25 protein-coding genes are annotated in these 22,108 nt (G+C 33.8%); 21 read left to right on the forward strand and 4 right to left on the reverse strand.

Going from position 1 to position 22,108, the window contains the following annotated elements; translation table 11 throughout:
- The first annotated feature begins 237 nt into the window (after nt 1–237).
- From AC0ONG_RS10100 to AC0ONG_RS10125, 6 genes are all read left to right on the forward strand, one after another.
- Complete coding sequence (locus tag AC0ONG_RS10100; RefSeq protein ID WP_000540666.1) at nt 238–1,236, forward strand: glycoside hydrolase family 25 protein; 999 nt, start codon at nt 238–240, stop codon at nt 1,234–1,236.
- Nucleotides 1,237–1,433: 197 nt separating this feature from the next.
- Nucleotides 1,434–2,285 (forward strand): peptidylprolyl isomerase PrsA, encoded by an 852-nt coding sequence (locus AC0ONG_RS10105; protein ID WP_098829811.1) that lies wholly within the window; start codon nt 1,434–1,436, stop codon nt 2,283–2,285.
- 416 nt (nt 2,286–2,701) lie between these two features.
- A complete protein-coding gene (locus AC0ONG_RS10110) occupies nt 2,702–2,920 on the forward strand; it encodes a hypothetical protein (protein ID WP_000864273.1) in 219 nt (72 codons plus the stop codon).
- Between the two features lie 249 nt (nt 2,921–3,169).
- On the forward strand, nt 3,170–3,400 hold the full coding sequence (locus AC0ONG_RS10115) for a hypothetical protein (protein ID WP_000050524.1): 231 nt from the start codon (nt 3,170–3,172) through the stop codon (nt 3,398–3,400).
- A complete protein-coding gene (locus tag AC0ONG_RS10120; protein ID WP_003264217.1) occupies nt 3,355–3,576 on the forward strand; it encodes a hypothetical protein in 222 nt (73 codons plus the stop codon). The genes AC0ONG_RS10115 and AC0ONG_RS10120 overlap by 46 nt, the downstream gene beginning before the upstream one ends.
- 330 nt (nt 3,577–3,906) lie before the next feature.
- A complete protein-coding gene (locus AC0ONG_RS10125; RefSeq protein WP_002082834.1) occupies nt 3,907–4,242 on the forward strand; it encodes a YolD-like family protein in 336 nt (111 codons plus the stop codon).
- A 208-nt stretch (nt 4,243–4,450) separates the two neighbouring features.
- Here the strand turns inward: AC0ONG_RS10125 and gerPF are convergent, their stop codons facing one another.
- Nucleotides 4,451–4,666, reverse strand: a complete 216-nt coding sequence (gerPF, locus tag AC0ONG_RS10130; protein ID WP_001141569.1) for a spore germination protein GerPF — start codon at nt 4,664–4,666, stop codon at nt 4,451–4,453.
- A gap of 206 nt (nt 4,667–4,872) precedes the next feature.
- Between gerPF and AC0ONG_RS10135 the strand changes: the two genes are divergently transcribed.
- From AC0ONG_RS10135 to AC0ONG_RS10155, 5 genes are all read left to right on the forward strand, one after another.
- A complete protein-coding gene (locus AC0ONG_RS10135) occupies nt 4,873–5,211 on the forward strand; it encodes a hypothetical protein (protein ID WP_000651908.1) in 339 nt (112 codons plus the stop codon).
- 41 nt (nt 5,212–5,252) lie between these two features.
- Nucleotides 5,253–5,453: a hypothetical protein gene (locus AC0ONG_RS10140; protein WP_000915145.1), complete on the forward strand. Its 201-nt coding sequence runs from the start codon at nt 5,253–5,255 to the stop codon at nt 5,451–5,453.
- Nucleotides 5,454–5,595: 142 nt separating this feature from the next.
- Nucleotides 5,596–6,303 carry an SDR family oxidoreductase gene (locus AC0ONG_RS10145; protein ID WP_000823053.1) on the forward strand — a complete coding sequence of 236 codons (708 nt, stop codon included), beginning with the start codon at nt 5,596–5,598 and terminating at the stop codon, nt 6,301–6,303.
- A gap of 141 nt (nt 6,304–6,444) precedes the next feature.
- The gene (locus AC0ONG_RS10150; RefSeq protein WP_001069568.1) at nt 6,445–7,119 is read left to right on the forward strand and encodes a DUF6944 family repetitive protein; all 675 of its coding nucleotides are present in this window, start codon (nt 6,445–6,447) and stop codon (nt 7,117–7,119) included.
- A gap of 114 nt (nt 7,120–7,233) precedes the next feature.
- A complete protein-coding gene (locus AC0ONG_RS10155) occupies nt 7,234–7,446 on the forward strand; it encodes a YqaE/Pmp3 family membrane protein (protein WP_000990219.1) in 213 nt (70 codons plus the stop codon).
- Nucleotides 7,447–7,510: 64 nt separating this feature from the next.
- On the opposite strand, the gene AC0ONG_RS10160 is transcribed toward AC0ONG_RS10155, so the two are convergent.
- Nucleotides 7,511–7,720 (reverse strand): KTSC domain-containing protein, encoded by a 210-nt coding sequence (locus AC0ONG_RS10160; protein WP_000977080.1) that lies wholly within the window; start codon nt 7,718–7,720, stop codon nt 7,511–7,513.
- 466 nt (nt 7,721–8,186) lie between these two features.
- Here AC0ONG_RS10160 and AC0ONG_RS10165 point away from each other — a divergent pair, with 466 nt between their 5' ends.
- The gene (locus AC0ONG_RS10165) at nt 8,187–10,685 is read left to right on the forward strand and encodes a transglycosylase domain-containing protein (protein ID WP_001293953.1); all 2,499 of its coding nucleotides are present in this window, start codon (nt 8,187–8,189) and stop codon (nt 10,683–10,685) included.
- A 393-nt stretch (nt 10,686–11,078) separates the two neighbouring features.
- Here the strand turns inward: AC0ONG_RS10165 and AC0ONG_RS10170 are convergent, their stop codons facing one another.
- Nucleotides 11,079–11,360, reverse strand: a complete 282-nt coding sequence (locus AC0ONG_RS10170; protein ID WP_000270164.1) for a hypothetical protein — start codon at nt 11,358–11,360, stop codon at nt 11,079–11,081.
- Between the two features lie 235 nt (nt 11,361–11,595).
- On the opposite strand from AC0ONG_RS10170, the gene AC0ONG_RS10175 reads away from it, so the two are divergent.
- The 9 genes from AC0ONG_RS10175 (at nt 11,596) to AC0ONG_RS10215 (ending at nt 21,279) form a co-directional block, all read left to right on the forward strand.
- Complete coding sequence (locus AC0ONG_RS10175; protein WP_014894774.1) at nt 11,596–12,741, forward strand: MFS transporter; 1,146 nt, start codon at nt 11,596–11,598, stop codon at nt 12,739–12,741.
- Between the two features lie 15 nt (nt 12,742–12,756).
- Nucleotides 12,757–13,047, forward strand: coding sequence for a HesB/YadR/YfhF family protein (locus tag AC0ONG_RS10180; protein ID WP_000406140.1), 291 nt, complete (start codon nt 12,757–12,759; stop codon nt 13,045–13,047).
- A 395-nt stretch (nt 13,048–13,442) separates the two neighbouring features.
- The gene (gene mmgD, locus AC0ONG_RS10185) at nt 13,443–14,564 is read left to right on the forward strand and encodes a citrate synthase (protein ID WP_002082827.1); all 1,122 of its coding nucleotides are present in this window, start codon (nt 13,443–13,445) and stop codon (nt 14,562–14,564) included.
- A gap of 98 nt (nt 14,565–14,662) precedes the next feature.
- Nucleotides 14,663–16,099, forward strand: coding sequence for a 2-methylcitrate dehydratase (gene prpD, locus AC0ONG_RS10190; RefSeq protein WP_000598120.1), 1,437 nt, complete (start codon nt 14,663–14,665; stop codon nt 16,097–16,099).
- 18 nt (nt 16,100–16,117) lie between these two features.
- On the forward strand, nt 16,118–17,026 hold the full coding sequence (prpB, locus tag AC0ONG_RS10195) for a methylisocitrate lyase (protein ID WP_000312638.1): 909 nt from the start codon (nt 16,118–16,120) through the stop codon (nt 17,024–17,026).
- 17 nt (nt 17,027–17,043) lie between these two features.
- On the forward strand, nt 17,044–17,166 hold the full coding sequence (locus tag AC0ONG_RS10200) for a hypothetical protein (protein WP_000690878.1): 123 nt from the start codon (nt 17,044–17,046) through the stop codon (nt 17,164–17,166).
- Nucleotides 17,167–17,179: 13 nt separating this feature from the next.
- Complete coding sequence (locus tag AC0ONG_RS10205) at nt 17,180–18,889, forward strand: acyl-CoA dehydrogenase family protein (protein ID WP_000416004.1); 1,710 nt, start codon at nt 17,180–17,182, stop codon at nt 18,887–18,889.
- Nucleotides 18,890–18,905: 16 nt separating this feature from the next.
- Nucleotides 18,906–19,796 (forward strand): NAD(P)-dependent oxidoreductase, encoded by an 891-nt coding sequence (locus AC0ONG_RS10210; protein WP_000719402.1) that lies wholly within the window; start codon nt 18,906–18,908, stop codon nt 19,794–19,796.
- A 22-nt stretch (nt 19,797–19,818) separates the two neighbouring features.
- Nucleotides 19,819–21,279: a CoA-acylating methylmalonate-semialdehyde dehydrogenase gene (locus AC0ONG_RS10215; RefSeq protein WP_000633362.1), complete on the forward strand. Its 1,461-nt coding sequence runs from the start codon at nt 19,819–19,821 to the stop codon at nt 21,277–21,279.
- A 71-nt stretch (nt 21,280–21,350) separates the two neighbouring features.
- Here AC0ONG_RS10215 and AC0ONG_RS10220 read toward each other — a convergent pair whose 3' ends face one another.
- Entirely contained in the window at nt 21,351–21,983 is a 633-nt protein-coding gene (locus AC0ONG_RS10220) for a LysE family translocator (protein ID WP_000572346.1), read from the reverse strand.
- Nucleotides 21,984–22,108 lie beyond the last annotated feature (125 nt).

Consider the following 22,108-nt stretch of genomic DNA (forward strand, 5'->3'; position numbering starts at 1 on the left):
GATCAATACCTAAATTGATAGGATGAGACTACATAACAAATAGTAAGGTATATTTCGAATATGATAATATTTTTTGTGACATACATGTTAAAGCTAATAGAAATATTTCTGAAAGAGAATATATTTTGAAAAACAGTAACGATTCTTTTTATTTATATTATAGATAGCTAGTTTTAGAGAGATAGGGCTTACAATAAAACAAGCTATGAATAAGACATTAAAAAGGAGCTGGAATGTATGGGTTATATTGTAGATATTTCAAAATGGAATGGAACTATCAATTGGGATATTGCAGCATCTCAGCTAGATTTAGTGATTGCTAGAGTTCAAGATGGCTCTAATACGGTGGATTTTATGTATCAAAATTATGTTAGTGAAATGAAAAAGTATAGTATCCCATTCGGTAATTATGCTTTTTGCCGTTTTATATCTATTGCTGATGCAAAGAAAGAGGCACAAGATTTTTGGAATCGTGGTGATCAATCAGCTAAGTTTTGGGTGGCGGACGTAGAAGTTCAAACGATGGCAGATATGCAAGGCGGGACACAGGCATTTATTGATGAATTACGCCGTTTAGGTGCGGAAAAAGTAGGATTATATGTAGGGCATCACATGTATTTATCATTTGGAGCACGTAATATTGAAGCTGATTTCGTATGGATCCCTCGTTATGGAGGGAATAAGCCAGCATATCCATGTGATATTTGGCAATATACGGATTCAGGGAATGTTCCTGGGATTGGGAAATGTGATCTGAATCGATTAGTAGGAAATAAGTCACTTTCTTGGTTTATAGATTCGAACAAAGCAAATCAATCTAACATAGTGTATAAACAGCAACCGAATGGCATTGGTATTGCAGTTTCGAAATATCCTGATGGATACGGAATAAATTTATATGAGAACCCCATGAATCCTCAATTTACAGGTGCACTCACTCAGAAAATTCCATATTTAATCTTAACAGGTTATTGGGGAGGCGGTGAGCAAGATATGATTTGTTTAGGGAACGATAAGCAGTGGGCATATTTAAAACATTTTAAGGTGAAATGGTTTTATGCAACTTCGAAATATCCTGTCGGCTACAGAGTAAATTATTATGAAGAGCCTGAATGTATGAATTATAAAGGAAATATAGATGGATCGACATCTTTTCGAGTGTGGGGTAGAGTGGGAAATGCGTTAGATATCGGGCAGAATAGTTGGATACCTGAAGAACATGTAATTATTAAGTAACTATAGAAGCTATATTTTTTTTGGAGCACATAAAGAGTTTTCTTACTATACATAGTAAGAAAACTCTTTATATTTAAAAATGAAAATACATGATACATAGTCTACTCATATGAAATGAATTACATGTAGAAAACACACTGTTTTCACAATGACTGTGTATAGTTAATTTGCATAATGATAAAAGTGAGGTATTTGAATTGAAAAAGAAAAAGATATTTATTGGAACGATTATTTCATGCGTGATGCTAGCATTATCTGCATGTGGTTCCTCAGACAACGTAGTAACATCAAAAGTAGGAAATGTTACAGAGAAAGAATTAAGTAAAGAATTACGACAACAATATGGAGAAAGTACTTTATATCAAATGATGTTAAGTAAGGCATTGCTAGATAAATATAAAGTTTCAGATGAGGAAGCAAAAAAGAAAGTAGAAGAAGCAAAAGATAAAATGGGTGAGAACTTTAAATCGACTTTAGAACAACTTGGATTGAAAAATGAAGATGAATTAAAAGAAAAAATGAAGCCAGAAATTGCATTTGAGAAAGCAATCAAAGCAACAGTCACAGAAAAAGATGTGAAAGATAACTATAAACCAGAAATGAAAGTAAGTCACATTTTAGTGAAAGATGAAAAAACGGCTAAAGAAATAAAGGAGAAAGTAAATAATGGTGAAGATTTTGCTGCCTTAGCAAAACAGTATTCAGAAGATACTGGTTCAAAGGAACAGGGCGGGGAAATATCTGGTTTTGCTCCTGGGCAAACAGTGAAAGAATTTGAGGAAGCTGCGTATAAATTAGATGCAGGCCAAGTAAGTGATCCAGTTAAAACAACTTACGGTTACCATATTATTAAAGTGACGGATAAAAAAGAATTGAAGCCATTTGATGAAGTAAAGGATAAAATTCGTAAAGATTTAGAACAACAAAGACTACAAGATACGACAGGTAAATGGAAACAACAAGTAGTCAATGATTTATTGAAAGATGCTGATATTAAAGTGAATAATAAAGAATTTAAAGATACATTTAAATTTCTAGAAAAGAAATAATAACTGTAATCATAATTAGAAAAGGGAACTCATATAGAGTTCCCTTTTCTAATTAGTGTGTGAGTTATAAATAGATAGTAAGACAATACAATATTACATTTAAATATTAAGAATTACAATGGGAAATTATGGGTTTAAATTAAAGAAATTATAATTATTTCAATGGAAGTAGATATGATACGGTTTTCATTATGTAAGTTTATTACATATATTTACTCTTTAATAATGGATATCGAACTTAATTTAAAAAATAGTACATATAATGTTTTTGAATAAATATTTAACATGGATAATTAGTAAAAAACTGAGCATTCGATTGGAAAGGATGTTCTTTTTAGTATGAACATTTTAGGATAAAGAATGAATCGTTTTAAACGCGTCATTTACCACATCAATAAATTAGGTGGGGAGAATATATGAAAGTAATCTTTCAGGGAGAGGGCGGTGCGAAAATTTTTGAGTCATATGATGAAAATATAAGTGATTTATTAGCAATATTAAAAGAAACGAAAGGGATTAAAATAGGGATGGTTGAGTATAAAGTGTTAAAGTACGAACTTAATTATTTTCGTCATCCGAAAAAATCGGATACAGAGAGAGAGTTACATATAATAGTACAACCTATGTATATGTAATAAAATATAATATAATAATAAAAATCACTGATTCAGTTTTGCAAAGTTTCATAGAGTATGTAAGAAAAGAGAGTGTTGTAAATGTTCTCTTTTCTTATGCTTTGTGAGTTCGTTCATCATAGTATATGTTTTCAGTTATAGATGGTTAATAAACGAAAAAATTTAAAACTTTTTTGTTTGGGTAGGGATTTTATATATGAATAAATATACTATGAAGTATTTTTTATACGAATATTGGAGGAGTATAAAATGAGTTTAGCTAGTTACATAGGCTGTAATGTAGAAATTCAGTTAACGGTTCCAGATTCTAATGATGTAATTGTTTTTGGACCGTGTTTTTCAGATGAAAGTATGCTTGAAATTGTACAAGAGTATCAATTCCAAACAAATTTCACATATGAGGTTTCAACTAGTTGGGGAATTGAACTTGTCGAGTGGCAAAACGTAAAGGAAAAAAAGAAGCGAAAGAAAAACTTTTAACTTTATGCAAGATTATGGAAGGCTATTTGGAAGATGGAGACTATTTCGAATTATTTAGTTGTTGGGTTGGTGATGAAGGTAAGGAACGAGTAGGGGAATTGAAATTAAAAATAAATCATTTTAATATAGATGAATTATGTATTCCAGAAAGAACATTAGTTAGGATAGAAAAATAAAATTTGAAATATTTTTTAGAAAAAGGCGATTTCACTTTGTGTGAAGTCGCTTTTTAGTTGTTATATGTATTTCATTTTACATAAGAAATGAGAAGTTTATTTGATAAAGGAAAAAGAAAGTATAGAGGTAAATAAAATTGTGTTTTTTGTTAAAAAATAATAAGTATGGCTCTTCTCAAAAGAACGTAAGTTCGTGTATAATAAGAACTAATGTTCCTTAGAGGGATAACCTAATTATAATTTAGAAGTAAATCCGAGTTTAGTGAGTATTAAAAATAACTAAGGGATAGTATGACTAAATAAATGTATAAATGATCAAGGAGATAAAAAATGAACGATGTAAAGATACAAAAAGAAGAAAGAGAGTGGGTTCCGTTTACAGTAATATCCGAACAACTTTTAAATATGAGAAAGATTATTGGAGAGAAATTAAAAGTACAAAAACCGCTTTTAACAAATGAAGCAAAAGAGAGAATTTCTGATAAATTATTAAATTCATTACTGTCTGAGAAAGAAATATTGGTAACATATTTTGAAGATGGCTACATATTAACAAGCTACATGACAGTTGTACATATTAATCCGGTAAAACAAATTGTAATTTGTACAGACGCCTTTTATAAAACTTACGTATTTAACGCTATGGATATTATTGAAATAACGTAAAAGAAGCTGAATATTAAATGGCAGCTTCTTTTATTTCTGATTTATGAAATAAATAATACAAGAAAAAGCAGCTAGCTTCATGCTAGCTGCTGAGCCCCAGGGAAAGGGAGAAAAAGATAGGGTACTCCAAAATCAACAAGAGCTGTCAAACAGCCTGATTATAGTATAGACAAATTAAAATTTTCTATACAGAAGGTTAAACATAAGATTAGGCTGTACCCACTTGGTTTTGATCTGCAAGGTCAGAATCAAATGTATTGGTCGCGCTAACACCGCTAAAAGTATTAACAACAAAACCAACGTTTGATGCGCCGGAGCCATTATAAGCTTTCGTATTTTCTTTCGGAGAAACGTTGTAGAAATCACCTAAGTTAAATGAACCATTACTATTTTGTACAACTAAATTTCCTACAACTGATGGCATAATTTTCACCTGCTTTATAATAAGTTGTTAACATTACTATATGGAGTTATAGTCCAGATGGTTCATACAATAAAAATTGTGGGATAGTAAAACGTTTGGAGCATGGATTTCAATAAAAGTGTGTTAAAATTAATATAATAAAGTTGAGTATTTTTTTGAAAAATTTGTATAATTAATATATATGAAAATAAAGGAGGCAAAATGTAATGAAAGATATTATGAAAAAAGTTGATTTAACAGATGCCAAATCAAGTAATCTTGTTGCACTAATTTATAGTAATGAAGTTATATTAGTTGAAGACGCATTTTGTCCAAATGAAATAAAATTAAAGTTTAATGAAATTGCAATTTTATCTGCAATTAAAACAGCTCATATTGCGAAAGTTTCTATTAGGAAAGAACTTGAAGCGCTTTTTCATGATACGGGTGTTATATTAGTGAAACAAAATGTTGATTATGGTAGTAGTCAATCTATTACCATGCATTTTGAGCAATTTAAAAAATTGCAATATGAGATTGAACATTTAAATAAAAGTATGTCATAAGGCAGCTAAATAAAGGTTCTATCATAAAGGTGGAATGTGTTGTGTTGAAAAAGTGGTTTAAAAATTATTTGGGTGAATCGCATTGTAAACATAAATATATTTTTATTAAGATGCAGGATAATGAGGATTTTAAAAAAGGTACATTAGGTGTAGTTTATATGTACCAGTGTGAGAAATGTGGAAAAGAGAAGTTGAAATGTAAAAACAATAATGAAATAAACAATGAATTTTTAGATAGGTAGCAAAAAGTAACCATGATGGTTACTTTTTTTGTTTATGTATGCAATATCAAAACTATTACTAAAGTATGAGTTGAGTTGATACTATAGTAAATGGCTGAATAAAAATGAAGAGAGTAATATATAGGGAAGGAGGATGAGCGAAATGAAGAGAAAAGAAATTGGTAAGTCTGTAATTATTACAGGTGTGACACAAGGGTTAGGACGTGCGATGGTTGATCGATTTCATGAATTAGGGTGGAACATATATGGTTGTGGACGCTCAAAAGATAAAATTGAAGAACTAAAAAAACAGTACAGTAAAATACATGATTTCCAAGTAATTGATATTTCAGATTCTCAGCAAGTTAACAATTGGGCAAATTATATACTTAATAGACATAAGGCTCCCAATCTGATAATAAATAATGCATCGATTGTAAATCAAAATGCACAACTTTGGAAAATTACGGCTCAAGAATTTGAAAATGTAATGAATGTAAACGTGAATGGTGTAGTAAATGTAATAAGAGCGTTTGTTCCAGCAATGGTAGTTAGGAAAGAAGGGATTATCATTAATATGAGTTCTAGTTGGGGAAGAGAAGGTGAGGCTGAGCTTGCGCCATATTGTGCCTCGAAATTTGCTATTGAAGGTATCACTAAATCTATGGCCCTGGAATTACCCTATGGCATGGCTGTAGTTGCTTTAGATCCTGGAGGGAGTATTAGTACTCCAATGCTGAAGTCATGTGCTCCACAATATATAAATGAATCACCTACACCTGAAACTTGGTCACATAAAGCAATTCAATATATATTGAATATAACAATAGATAAAAATGGAGATTCGTTGACATGTCCAGCATGCATATAAAAAAGCACCTTTAAGGTGCTTTTTTATATTAGTAGTACATTATATCATTCACAAAATTACATATGAAAAATAAAATAAACGATTAAGGGTGAGATTTGTTTGTTTTGAAAGCTTTAGAAAATATTTAAATAGGTGATAAAAATGAATCCACGCGGTTTAAGAGTGACAGGGGCATGGTTTCAAGTGGGAGGGAACCTTACAGCTGCTATTGGGACGACAAGAGGATTTATTGGAGAAGAGAAAGTTGAATCGGACCTTGTTATTGTAGGGAGCTCATTACAAGCCCTCGGGTATATATTACAAATCATTGCGAGCAAGTATGATGACGGGGAAGAAAAAAGAGAAAATCAAAATATAGGCTTAGAGAATCAAAGTAAATTACTTGATAAAATAGGAATTGAGTTATTAGCATTAGGGAATATATCAAATGTAATAGGAATATATTTTAATATAAATGAACAATTGAAAGAAAATGATTTTCTTATTATTATAGGGAACAGTTTACAATCAATCGGTGCTTTTTTAGGAGTAGAAGCAGCTTTGATGGATATAAATGTACTACAGAAAATTATTATACTAGGTAACTCCATGCAAAGTTTAGGAGCTGGATTACAAGCGTATCAAGGCGTTTCAAATTTATTGAAAGATGAGAGAGAAAATGAAGATAGAATTTTTGATAAGAAGGATGAGAGAATAATTGCACTCATTGGTATTTGGATACAAGCGGTTGGAACGTTAATTTCTGCAATTGGAGTAACTGCAATAGAGGAAGAAAATAGGCTAGCAAACAATGAAAAGTCTGAAATACTTATATAAGTAGAAGGAGAGACATTGATTTTAGAGGCAAGTTAAGATTAAAATAGTAGTAGGTTTCTTTGCGTATATTTTGAAAAGTGATATATAAAATACAAAATAAGGAGTTTTCAAGGGATGATGTATTTATTAGCAATTTTTCTTCCGCCTGTTGCTGTATTATTTTGTGGAAAACCAATTCAGGCAATAATAAATTTCATATTAACACTAATATTTTGGGTTCCAGGAGTTATACATGCAATTCTTGTAGTGCATGATAAAAAAGCTGATCGGCGTTTGAAAAAACAAATTCAAGCATATGATGAAATTAATAAGAGGAATCGAAGGTAATTTATCCGTGAAATATTTTTAAAAGAAAGGAGGATTAACCTCCTTTTTTTAGTGGGTGTTAAGTTTAAATTTTTGTGTGGCGGAAAGAATTTTTAATGTAAGTTTTATGATAATAACTTTTAGATTGTGCATGTAATAGGCCAGTATAGATACTTTCTGGTACATTAAAGAAATCGTACATACCATTCTTTAATTGGATTCGCAAAATCATAGAAAAAGGATTGTAGCCAACAGCAACTATATTTTTTGAAATCACGGGAGATAGCTTCATCATTACGCAACTCCTCACTTTTCATTTTTAATAATTTCTTGTAGATGTTGAGGTTATGAAGTTGAAATCCTTATAATTTAAGAGGTATTATACTTATATGCAATATATTAAATGTTTGTTATACGTAATTATAAGGAAGTTCACACGAAGTACATATCGTTGTGCTATTTTTATTTCACCTTTGATTTATAAATAAGAAAATATTGACCATTTGAAAAAAAGGTATATTATTTATACGAGGTATTAAAAATTCACTTTTTACATTCTATGCTTAAAGGGGCAGCGTTATTAGGAAAAATAGAAGTGAAAATAGTTTGTATAAGAAGTATTCTAAAAATTATAATCTGTGAATTGGGAAAATATTGAATGCTCCAGGTCAATATACTTTCTTAATCAAATTCATTTTAGAAAGTGACCTCAATATTTTTAAGTAAATCAACGGGAGAATTGAAAGGCAGGAGAAAGTAACATGTCAGAAAATTATCGTTCTCGAGAGGAACGACGACAAGTTAAAAAGAAAAAACAGCCAGCGTCTAAAACACAAAAACCAAAAGGTAAAACATCATTCTTTCGCAAGTTTTTAATTACTTGTTTATTACTTGGTATTGTTGGTTTAGTGGCGGGGGTTGCTACCTTTTTTGTAATGATTAAGGATGCACCAAAACTTGAGAAAGCAAAACTTGTTAATCCGTTATCCTCAAAAATTTATGATAAAAACGGGGATTTGGTATATGAATATGGAAAAGAAAAAAGGACGAATGTTACGTATGAGCAAATACCTAAATTAGTAGAAAATGCATTTTTAGCGACAGAAGATTCACGTTTTTATGAGCATAGCGGAGTAGATTTTAAAGGTACTGCCCGTGCTGTTCTAGTAAGTCTTAAAGGAGATTATGGTTCTCAAGGTGGAAGTACGATAACACAGCAAGTTATTAAAAACTACTTCTTATCAATGGACAAAACACCAAAGCGTAAGGCACAAGAAATATATTTAGCTTATAAGCTAGAACAACAGTATTCAAAACATGAGATATTAGAGATGTACTTAAATAAAATTAACTTAGGAAACCGTTCATATGGGATCGCAACAGCAGCACAAAACTACTATGGTAAAGAATTGAAGGACTTAACATTACCAGAAGTTGCGATGCTTGCAGGTTTACCGAAAGCACCGAATAACTATGATCCAACGAAAAAAGAAAATGTTCAAAAAGCAACAGAAAGAAGAAATGTTGTTCTAAACTTAATGAATCGACATGGATATATAACAAAACAGGAAATGGAAGAAGCATCAAAAGTTGACGTAGAAAAGGGACTCAAGCCTGCAACTCAACTACAAACAATGCCATATCCTGCATTTATGGATGCAGTTGTGAAAGAAGTAGAAAAAGAATTGCCAGATGCTAATATAGGTTCTGACGGTTTAGAAATTTATACAACGTTAGATCCGAAAGCACAGAAACTTGCTGATAATATTTTAAATAATAATATCATTGATTATCCGAACGATAAATTCCAAGGTGCATTTACATTTATGGATACGAAAACAGGAGAAGTTCGTGCTATAGGTAGTGGCCGTGGAGAAAATAAAGCTGTATTTAAAGGGCACAATATGGCAATTGAATTAGATCGTGCAGCTGGTTCAACGATGAAGCCGATTTTCGACTACGCTCCTGCAATTGAATATTTAAAATGGGCTACGTACCATCAAATTGATGACTCTCCATTTAAGTATTCAACGGGACAAGAAGTACGAAATTCAGATAGAAGTCACATGGGTCCAATTACAATGCGTGTAGCATTAGAAAAGTCACGAAATATCCCAGCAATTAAGACTGCGAAAGAAGTCGGAATTAATAAATCAAAAGACTTCTCTGAGAAATTAGGCATTACATTTAATGCAGCACCGACTGAATCAACAGCGATTGGTACAAATGAAGTATCACCAACTGAAATAGCGGGCGCTTATGCGGCATTTGGTAATGATGGTAAATATACGAAACCGCATTTTGTTAAGAAAGTCGTTTATCCAGATGGTAAGTCACAAAGTTTTGGACAAAAACCAAAACAAGTTATGACAGATTCTACAGCATATATGATTACAGATATGCTTCGTTCTGTAGTTAGATCAGGTACTGGTACATCTGCAAATGTAGCATCTTTAGATGTAGCTGGAAAAACGGGTACGACAAACTACTCATCAAAACAATTAGCTCAATATAAAATTCCAGAAAGTGCAACTCGTGATAGTTGGTTTGCTGGATATACACCGCAATATACGATGGCAGTATGGACTGGGTATATGAAAGATGGCAAAGACGAGTATATTAGTAGTAAAAATACGAAAATTGCACAGTTGATCTTTAAAGAAATGATGAGCGAAATGGCTACAGATAAATCACGCTTTAAAATGCCAAGTAGCGTCATTCAAGAAGGTAGTGAGCTACGTATAAAAGGTGAAAAACGTGATTCATCGCCAAATACTAGCGTACCGGATACAACGGAGCAACCAAAACAAGATCAACAGCAAAAAACTGAAGAAGAGAAAAAGCAAGAAGAATTAAAGAAACAAGAAGAACTGAAAAAACAAGAAGAACAAAAGAAACAAGAGGAACTTAAGAAGCAAGAAGAACAAAAGAAACTAGAAGAGCAAAAGAAACAAGAAGAAGAAAAGAAACAAAATGAACAAAATAACGGAGGAGGCCAAGGAACGACACCTCCAGCGAATAACGGAGGAGGCCAAGGAACGACACCTCCAGCGAATAACGGAGGAGGTCAAGGAACGACACCTCCAGCGAATAACGGAGGAAACCAAGGAACGACACCTCCAGCAAATAGCGGAGGAGGCCAAGGAACGACACCTCCAGCGAATAATGATGGAGGTCAAGGAACTCCAACCCCACCTGCAACAGTACAACCAAATAATGGTGGAAATGCAGGAGAGGTTCCTGCCAATAATGGACAATAAGAAAAATTTATAGAAAAGTTTTCAAAAAAGCACTTAAGATTTGTGGGAATTTACAATCTTAAGTGCTTTTTTCATTTTGCTATAGAAAATTTTATGTTAAGGGCCGGATAGAAGAAAAAGAGTGAATGTAGTTTATGTGAAATGTAACGTAAAGAGAGAAATGATTGTACGTATGGGTTATTCCGGAAAGGGACTAACTGTAATGGATTACATAAAGCATTAAATAAGAGGGAATTATATTCAAGTCTTTAATAAATGTCTTTCTTTAACGGTTACTTTCGTTTGGAAAACAATAAAAAAGTCGAATTTCTTATTTAAGAAATTCGACTTTTTATGTTGAAACTGGATTAAAGGTTCGCTTTATTAAGATGTAGGGTAATACAGTGATAGCTATTAAATGTTAAACGTACCATGAAAATTTTGGAAATAAATTGAAGGGAACTGATAAAAGACTTGAGTCGGAGGTAGTGGAGGATAACTATGGCTATAAATGGTAGTACTACTTGGGTGTGCACCATGATGCCAAAATGAGGGGGTAACTTGACCGGGAAGTTGATATTGTTGCCAAGTTGCGGGAAGTTCAATTCCTACATCGGAGCTAGCTGTATGAACTGCAGGAACATGTATCCCAGGAGTCGAAGGAACTACGGCAGTTACTCTTAATGATACCCACATAAAATATTCACTCCTAAGTTGTGTTAATAAATTAGTATATTCTTTTCACACGTATAAAGGTACATATATAGGACTTTCGTTTAAAACATGCGTACAAAGTCTTAAGACTAATGTAAGCTGATGGTGGACTATTTAATATGAAAAGATACGTCTATTTGCGGAGGGAAAAGAGATCAATAAAATGTACAATGAGGTTGTTAATCGTAATATTTTACGAGTGTATGGCGGTATTTTTATGGAACGATTATGGACGAAATCACTTATTCAAATGACTTTCGCAATGTTATTTTTATTTACAGGATTTTATTTACTTGTTCCAACGCTACCGCTCTTTATTAAAGAGATAGGTGGCAATGAATCGCAAGTTGGACTCATGATGGGGATGTTTACGATAGCTGCTGTAGTAATACGACCGATTATTGGAGGAATGCTAGATCAATATGGTAGAAGATCCTTTATTATTTTCGGACTTATCTTTTTTGGATTAACGATGTATTCCTATAATATAGCATCGACTATTGTCCTTTTAGCTGTTTTACGTGTTATTCACGGAGTAACATGGGCTGTTTCTACAACAGCTGTTGGAACAGCAATAACTGATATTATTCCAGATTCACGCCGTGGAGAAGGAATGGGCTGGTACGGGATGGCGATGACAATTGCAATGGCCATCGGACCTATGATTGGATTATGGGTTGTGCAAAATTATTCATTTAATGGTCTATTTTTATTAGCGACGTTGTTATCTTTTATGGCAGTCGTATTATCACTAATAACGAAGATGCCATTTACGCTACAAAAAGAAAAAGGAAAAATTCAGCTATTTGAGAAATCCGTATTAACAATCACGATTGTAGTATTCTTTTTATCGTTTGCATATGGAGGAATAACAACCTTTTTACCGTTATTTGCATCATCAATTCATGTAAATCCGGGAACTTTCTTTCTTGTATATGCAATTGCATTAACAATTGTAAGACCAATTTCAGGGAAACTATTAGATAAGTATGGAGAAGTATTCATCATACTCCCAGCATTATGTATTACTATTTTAGCTATAGTTGTTTTAACTATTTCAAATGGTTTGATAGGTGTAATTATCGCAGCAACATTATACGGTATTGGATTTGGTTCAGCGCAGCCAGCTTTGCAAGCGGCAATGCTTACAATTGTCGATCCGAGTAAAAGAGGAGTTGCAAATGCTTCATTTTTTACAGCGTTTGATTTAGGAATCGGGTTAGGTGCTATTGTACTTGGAGTTGTTTCACAAATGTTTGGTTATCGTATTTTATTTTCAGGGAGTGCAATTTCAGCATTGATAGCCTTAATTATTTTCGTCTTCTTTGTAAAACAACGATTAGGAAAAAAAGAGTTTGTGTAAACTGGAGGAATAAAGATGGAAATTTCAATTGATCGTAAAGCTCTGCAATGGTTCCAGGAAGAATTACGTATAAAGCACGGTGAATCTGTACGTTTTACTGTAAGGTACGGAGGGGATAGTTCAATTCAGCCCGGATATTCTTTAGGGGTTGTTGCTGAGAAACCAGATGGAGAAATAGTGTCAGTTGAGAAGGAAGGTATTATATTTTTTGTAGATTGTGATGATCTTTGGTATTTTCAAAACTATGATTTATTTGTAAGTTATCATGAGGAAATGGAAGAAATTCAATTTAATTATGTAAAATAATAACTTTATTAAAAATGAATAAGTTTTATATAAAAATTATATTTAAGAGATAGTGAAATAAATATCATATAGTAACGAGCTGTATTTATGTATAGCTCGTTTTTTTTATTTCTCAAATAAAATTAGAATAATTGTATATTTGGCGGTGTTATATGAAAAATCTTTATATCTTGTTTTTTAAAATACGCAAAGAAGTCTATTCTTTCTTTATAAAACATAAGAATTATTTTCAAAAAATTGTATTGTTACAGTAAGAAAAGTGTAGGAAACTTATCATTATAAAATAAATTGAAATCTTCTAAAAACTCTGATACATTGAAGTAGAAATGTAGTTTCACAATATTGTAAAGGCTTACAGTTATGTGCACGAAGATCTATTAGGATTGGAGGAAATAATGATGAAAGCTGAAGAAAAATTTTCCCCGGGATTAGATGGTATAGTGGCAGCGGAGACGAAAATTTCGTTTCTTGACACAGTAAAAGGTGAAATTGTAATTCAAGGGTATGACTTAATCGAACTCTCAAAAACAAAAGAGTATTTAGACATTGTGCACCTTTTATTGGAGGAACACCTACCGAATGAAGATGAAAAAGCAACACTTGAAAAGAAACTAAAAGCAGAATATGCAGTACCAGAAGGTGTATTCAACGTACTAAAGGCATTGCCTAAAGAGACGCATCCCATGGATGGATTACGTACAGGTGTGTCAGCGTTAGCTGGTTACGATAATGATATCGAAAACCGCTCGTTAGAAGTGAATAAAAGCCGAGGGTACAAGCTGTTAAGTAAAGTGCCAAACATTGTAGCGAATAGCTATCATATTTTAAATAATGAGGAGCCAATTGAACCTCTTAAAGAATTATCTTATAGTGCGAATTTCTTCTATATGTTAACTGGTAAAAAACCAACTGAACTTGAGGAAAAGATCTTTGATCGTTCCCTTGTTTTATATAGTGAGCATGAAATGCCAAACTCTACATTTACAGCTCGCGTTATTGCATCAACACAATCAGATTTATACGGTGCTTTAACAGGTGCAGTTGCATCTTTAAAAGGAAGTTTACATGGCGGTGCAAATGAAGCGGTTATGTACATGCTTTTAGAAGCTGGTAATGTTGAGAAATTTGAAGAGTTATTACAGAAGAAACTATATAACAAAGAAAAAATTATGGGCTTTGGACACCGTGTTTATATGAAGAAGATGGATCCAAGAGCACTTATGATGAAGGAAGCTTTAAAACAGTTATGTGATGTAAAAGGTGATTATACACTATATGAAATGTGTGAAGCTGGAGAAAAGATTATGGAAAAAGAAAAAGGAATTTATCCAAATCTTGATTATTATGCAGCTCCAGTATATTGGATGCTAGGTATTCCAATTCAACTTTACACACCAATCTTCTTTAGCTCTAGAACAGTGGGGTTATGTGCGCACGTTATTGAGCAACATGCAAATAATCGTTTGTTCCGTCCACGTGTAAATTATATTGGCGAGCGACATGTACTTAGTAAATAAGAACAACTGGGGAGTTGTTAGCGCCGCCCGCCAGATGGGTGTTTGACCGACACCCATCATTAATAATAACGAATTTTCGACAGAAAGGGAAGGATAGCATGATTAAAACAAATGAAATTAAGCAAAAAGATGCATTATTAGAAGAGATTACCGATTATGTATTAAATAAAGAGGTTACTAGTGCAGAAGCATTCAGTACAGCTCGTTACGTATTACTTGATACACTTGGATGTGGAATTTTAGCACTGCAATATCCAGAATGTACGAAATTACTAGGACCAGTTGTGCCAGGAACAATCGTGCCAAATGGTACACGTGTACCAGGTACGTCTTATGTACTAGATCCAGTAAAAGGTGCATTTAATATCGGATGTATGATCCGTTGGTTAGACTATAACGATACTTGGCTTGCAGCAGAGTGGGGACATCCATCTGATAACTTAGGCGGAATTTTAGCGGTTGCAGATTATATTAGCCTTGTTCGTATTTCAGAAGGAAAAGAAGCTTTAAAAGTACGTGAAGTATTAGAAATGATGATTAAAGCACATGAGATTCAAGGCGTGCTCGCTTTAGAAAACAGCTTAAACAGAGTTGGTCTTGACCATGTATTATATGTAAAAGTAGCAACAACTGCAGTAGTTGCGAAAATGCTTGGCGGAACACGTGAAGAAATCTTTAATGCATTATCACATGCGTGGATTGATAATTCTAGTCTTCGTACATATCGTCATGCTCCAAATACGGGCTCACGTAAATCATGGGCTGCAGGTGACGCAACGAGCCGCGGTGTTCATCTTGCAATGACTGCTCTAAAAGGTGAAATGGGTTATCCAACAGCCCTATCTGCACCAGGATGGGGATTCCAAGATGTATTATTCAATAAACAGGAATTAAAATTAGCAAGACCACTAGAGTCATATGTAATGGAAAATGTATTATTTAAAGTGTCATATCCAGCAGAATTCCATGCACAAACGGCTGCAGAATGTGCAGTGAAGTTGCATCCGGAAATTAAAGAGAGATTAGATGAAATTGACCGTATTACAATTACAACTCATGAATCAGCAATTCGTATTATTGATAAAGAAGGTCCATTAAATAACCCAGCTGATCGTGATCATTGCTTACAATACATTACGGCAATTGGTTTATTAAAAGGAGATATCGTTGCAGACGATTATGAAGATGCAGTAGCAAACGATCCACGTGTAGATGAATTACGTAATAAGATGGTTGTTGTTGAAAACAAACAGTACAGTTTAGATTACCTTGACCCGAACAAGCGCTCAATCGCCAACGCTGTTCAAGTTCACTTTAAAGATGGCACAGTAACAGAAAATGTGGAATGTGAATATCCACTTGGTCACCGTTTCCGTAGAGACGAAGCAATCCCAAAAGTTGTTCAAAAGTTCACTGCAAATATGGCAGGCCATTATTCTAGTAAGCAACAAGAACAAATTCATGAAGTTTGTTTAAATGAAGAAAAACTAGAAAATATGAATGTAAACGAATTTGTAGATCTATTCTTAATTTAATAATAGGGGGAATTTAGAATGGCTTGGGTTGTGAAAAAGCAGTCAACACAAGAGGAGCTTGCGAATCGATTCCGAGCTTTAGTAGAAGCAAATGAAATTTTGCAAATTCCAGGTGCTCATGATGCAATGGCGGCTTTAGTTGCAAAAAATACAGGTTTTTCAGCTCTTTATTTATCCGGAGCTGCTTATACTGCAAGTAAAGGGTTACCAGATTTAGGTATCGTGACGTCTACTGAAGTGGCTGAGAGAGCAAGAGATTTAGTAAGAGCTACAGACTTACCTGTTCTTGTTGACATTGATACAGGATTTGGTGGTGTACTAAATGTAGCGAGAACAGCTGTAGAAATGATGGAAGCGAAAGTAGCAGCTGTCCAAATTGAAGATCAGCAATTACCAAAAAAATGTGGACATTTAAATGGTAAGAAACTTGTTACTACAGAAGAATTGGTTCAAAAAATTAAAGCAATTAAAGAAGTTGCACCGAGCTTATACATTGTAGCACGTACTGATGCTCGCGGCGTTGAAGGGTTAGATGAAGCAATTGAAAGAGCAAATGCATATGTAAAAGCAGGTGCAGATGCAATTTTCCCTGAAGCGCTTCAATCAGAGGAAGAATTCCGTCTATTTAATAGTAAGGTAAATGCACCTTTACTTGCGAATATGACTGAATTCGGAAAAACTCCATATTATAGTGCAGAGGAATTTGCGAATATGGGCTTCCAAATGGTTATTTATCCTGTAACTTCACTTCGCGTTGCAGCGAAAGCGTATGAAAATGTGTTTACTTTGATTAAAGAAACAGGTTCTCAAAAAGATGCACTTTCTAATATGCAAACGAGAAGTGAATTATACGAAACAATTTCATATCATGACTTTGAAGAGTTAGATACTGGTATTGCAAAAACAGTATTATCAGAAGATCAATAGATAAAGCAGTGAAGGCGATGAAAATACATCTTTGGCAAAATAAAATGCTTGATGTGAAAAATCATCGCCTTCTATTTTCAAAAAAAGATATTCCACTCATCGTAGACGAGCATAAGCAAAAAGCTATGAAAGCCGAATGATAGGGGGATACATATGGAGAAAACGAAGTTACCATGGGATGAATTTTTTTCACTCAATAAAGATATAAATCATACTTACTTTACACCAGAAGATTTTTCAGGTGATGAAGATTTAATCGCAAAAACGACAGAACAATTCGTTAAACAAGAAATTGTTCCACAAATGGAGAATATTGAACAACATAACTATAAAGTTTCTCGTCAATTATTTGAGAAAGCTGGGGAACTTGGATTATTAGGCATTGAGGTACCAGAAGATTATGGCGGGTTCGAGTTAGGAAAGGCTGTCTCAGGTCTTGTAGCAGAGAAAATGGGTTACGCTGGTGCATTTAGCGTTTCATTTAATATACACGCTGGTGTCGGTACATTGCCTTACATATATTACGGAACGAAAGAACAGAAAGAAAAATATTTACCAAAAATCGCATCGGGAGAATGGATTGGGGCTTATGCTTTAACTGAGCCAAATGCTGGTTCGGATGCATTAAGTGCAAAAACGAGCGCAGTATTGAATGAAGAGGGAACAGCTTGGAAGTTAAATGGTGAGAAGCAATGGATTACAAATGCTCATATGGCAGATGTATACGTTGTTTTTGCGAAGACAAATAAAGGAATGACAGCATTTATTGTCGAAAGAACATGTGAAGGTGTATCCATTGGGTTAGAAGAAAAGAAAATGGGTATTAAAGGTTCTTCAACGGCGACTCTTATTTTAGAAGATGTTGTCATCCCTGTTGAAAATGTTTTAGGGGAAGTTGGGAAAGGGCATCACGTAGCTCTTAATATTCTTAACTTTGCTAGACTTAAACTTGCTTTTGGAAATATTGGAACAGCAAAACAAGCAATTGGTTTGTCGGTTCAATATGGAAAAGAGCGAAAACAGTTCCAAACGGAATTAGTAGACTTTACGATGATTCAAGAGAAAATTGCAAATATGATCATTGCTACATATGGAGCCGAAAGTGCAGCTTACCGTACAGCAGGTGTAATTGATGAAGCAATTCATGAGAGCGATGAAGATCTTATGAAAAAAATGTCTCAATTTGCAATTGAATGTGCACTAAATAAAGTAAATGCTTCTGAAACACTTGCTTATATTGTAGATGAAGCTGTACAAATTCATGGTGGTTACGGTTATATGCAAGAGTACGAGGTAGAACGATTGTATCGTGATGCTAGAATTAGTCGTATTTTTGAAGGAACGAACGAAATTAATAGATTAACAGTTGCCAAAATGTTAATGAAGCAAATCGAACAATTAGAAGATACTGAAGTAGAAAGTGATGTAGCAAATGTCGAAAGAAACCATCGTTACATTTTATTAGCGAAAAAATTGTTGAAACAATCTTTGAAAACGCTCTCTAAAACTCCAAGTCTAAAAATCGACCAAGAACAAGAATATTCACGTGTAATATCAAATATGTTGACGGACGTGTACGTCATGGAATCAGCGTTTTTACGTACGAGAAAAGCAGTAAGTAAAAATGGTGAGGAAAAAGAACGTACGAAGCAACAAATAACGGATGTTATTTGTGAAGAAGGATATCGTAAAGTAGAAGAAGCGGCGATTTCTGTACTTTCAGCGGCTGTCACAGAAGAAAAAGATAGACATGTGATTTTAGCTGAAATCCGTCAATTATTAGTACCTTTATACACGAACGTATTTATGAAGAAGAGAGAAATTGCGAAAGCTATTATAAATCGTGGGAAATATATTGTGTAAATAGGAGGAAAGCGATATGAAAAAGATTGGTTTTATCGGTTTAGGTAACATGGGTCTTCCGATGTCAAAAAATCTAGTTAAATCAGGTTACACAGTATATGGCGTGGACTTAAATAAAGAGGCAGAAGCGTCCTTTGAAAAAGAAGGCGGAATTATCGGTCTATCAATCTTAAAACTAGCAGAAACATGTGATGTAGTTTTTACAAGTTTACCTTCTCCTCGTGCTGTTGAAGCGGTATATTTTGGAGCAGAAGGATTATTTGAAAATGGTCACTCGAATGTAGTTTTCATTGATACAAGTACGGTATCGCCGCAGTTAAACAAACAATTAGAGGAAGCTGCAAAGGAAAAGAAAGTAGACTTTTTAGCAGCACCTGTGAGTGGTGGAGTAATCGGAGCCGAAAACCGTACATTAACGTTTATGGTTGGTGGATCAAAAGAGGTATATGAGAAAACGGAATCTATCATGGGCGTACTAGGCGCGAACATTTTCCACGTTAGTGAGCAGATTGATAGTGGTACAACTGTTAAGTTAATTAATAACTTATTAATTGGTTTTTATACAGCTGGAGTGAGTGAAGCTTTAACATTAGCGAAAAAGAACAATATGGATTTAGATAAAATGTTTGATATTTTAAATGTAAGTTACGGTCAAAGTAGAATTTATGAACGTAATTTTAAAAGTTTTATAGCACCTGAAAACTACGAGCCAGGATTTACTGTGAACTTATTGAAGAAAGATTTAGGATTTGCAGTTGACTTAGCTAAGGAAAGCGAACTCCATTTACCGGTAAGCGAAATGTTATTAAACGTATATGACGAAGCGAGTCAAGCTGGATATGGTGAAAACGATATGGCTGCTTTATATAAGAAAGTTAGCGAGCAATTAATTTCTAATCAAAAATAAATTATACAAAGGAGAGAATACAATGATTACAACTGAAATTAAACGAGTAAAAAATCACATTAACGGTGAGTGGGTTGAATCGACAGGTACGGAAGTAGAAGCAGTTCCAAATCCAGCGACTGGAAAAATTATCGCTTACGTTCCACTATCTCCAAAAGAAGATGTTGAAAAAGCTGTTGAAGCGGCAAAATCAGCATTCGAAACGTGGTCTAAAGTACCAGTTCCGAATCGTTCAAGAAATTTATATAAATATTTACAGCTATTACAAGAAAACAAAGATGAGCTTGCAAAAATCATTACGCTAGAGAATGGTAAGACGCTAACGGATGCAACAGGTGAAGTACAGCGTGGTATTGAAGCAGTGGAACTTGCAACATCGGCACCTAATTTAATGATGGGTCAAGCGCTGCCGAATATTGCTAGTGGAATTGATGGATCAATTTGGCGCTACCCAATCGGAGTTGTTGCTGGTATTACGCCATTTAACTTCCCAATGATGATTCCGTTATGGATGTTCCCACTTGCAATTGCTTGCGGTAATACATTCGTATTAAAAACATCGGAAAGAACGCCACTTTTAGCGGAGCGACTTGTAGAATTATTCTATGAAGCAGGTTTCCCAAAAGGCGTATTAAATTTAGTACAAGGCGGAAAAGATGTTGTAAATAGCATTTTAGAAAATAAAGATATTCAAGCTGTTTCGTTCGTCGGTTCTGAGCCAGTAGCTCGTTACGTATATGAAACAGGTACGAAACACGGAAAACGTGTACAAGCGTTAGCGGGTGCAAAAAACCATGCGATTGTAATGCCAGATTGCAATCTTGAGAAAACAGTACAAGGTGTAATTGGATCTGCATTTGCAAGTAGTGGAGAGCGCTGCATGGCATGCTCAGTAGTAGCAGTAGTGGATGAAATTGCTGATGAATTCATTGATGTATTAGTAGCAGAAACGAAAAAATTAAAAGTAGGCGATGGCTTTAACGAAGATAACTATGTTGGACCATTAATTCGTGAATCTCATAAAGAGCGTGTTTTAGGCTATATTAATAGTGGTGTAGCAGATGGGGCAACTTTATTAGTAGATGGCCGTAAAATTAATGAAGAAGTTGGAGAAGGTTATTTTGTAGGTGCGACAATCTTTGATGGCGTGAATCAAGAAATGAAAATTTGGCAAGATGAAATTTTTGCTCCAGTATTAAGCATTGTACGTGTTAAAGATTTAGAAGAAGGTATTAAACTAACAAATCAATCTAAATTTGCAAATGGTGCGGTTATTTATACGTCAAATGGTAAACATGCACAAACATTCCGTGATAACATCGATGCTGGTATGATTGGTGTAAATGTAAATGTTCCAGCACCAATGGCATTCTTCGCATTTGCAGGGAATAAAGCTTCATTCTTTGGTGATTTAGGTACAAATGGTACAGATGGCGTTCAATTCTATACACGTAAAAAAGTTGTAACTGAGCGCTGGTTTTAATAAAGAGTAGACTGTCAAATTAGTTGTGAAATGAAAAACACCACTATTAATAGTGGTGTTTTTCGTTTTTATCAATTACTTTTTTCAAAAGCTAGTTTAACACCAAATCCAATTAGGACGATTCCTGTTAGCCCTTGAATATAACGTTGCGTTTTCGGTTTTTTCATAAAAGCACTAATTTTATCAATTAAAAATATATAAAACGCAAACCAAAAGGCGGTTAAAACGAGGTAAGTAAGGCCCATTACAAGAAGTTGAATAAATGTATTATGATTTGGATTTAAAAATTGCGGTAAAAAAGTTAAAAAGAAGACTGCTATCTTAGGATTTAATAAATTCGTTAGAAATCCTTGGCGAAAGCAAGAAGTATGTTTGTTTTCATTATTTAAAGATATATCATTTGTATCTACGCCTTCTTTATTTCTTACTGCTAAAAGGGCTTTAATACCGATATATATTAAATAGAGAGCCCCAACGTACTTGAAAATAGAAAATAAAAGAGCTGACTTTACAATAAGTGCAGAAAGACCAATTACAGCAGCTAAAGTATGAATTAATAGCGCGATACATGTACCGAACACTGTTTTTACTCCACCGACTTTACCGGCAATCAATGTATTTTTCGTAGCCATTGCTGTATCTGGACCAGGTAAAATGATAAGACAAATAGACATAATGATGAAAAGAAGATAATTTTCTATCATAGCCGTCCCTCCTTTTTATTTTTAGAATATTTGATTAAAATCAGTGTAGCACAAAAGTGTATTTAATAAAATTAAATTTTATTAAAAATCATTAAATAAAAAGGCTATATAGTAGCTGTAATTAC

This window comes from Bacillus sp. TCT6, from assembly GCF_056033845.1.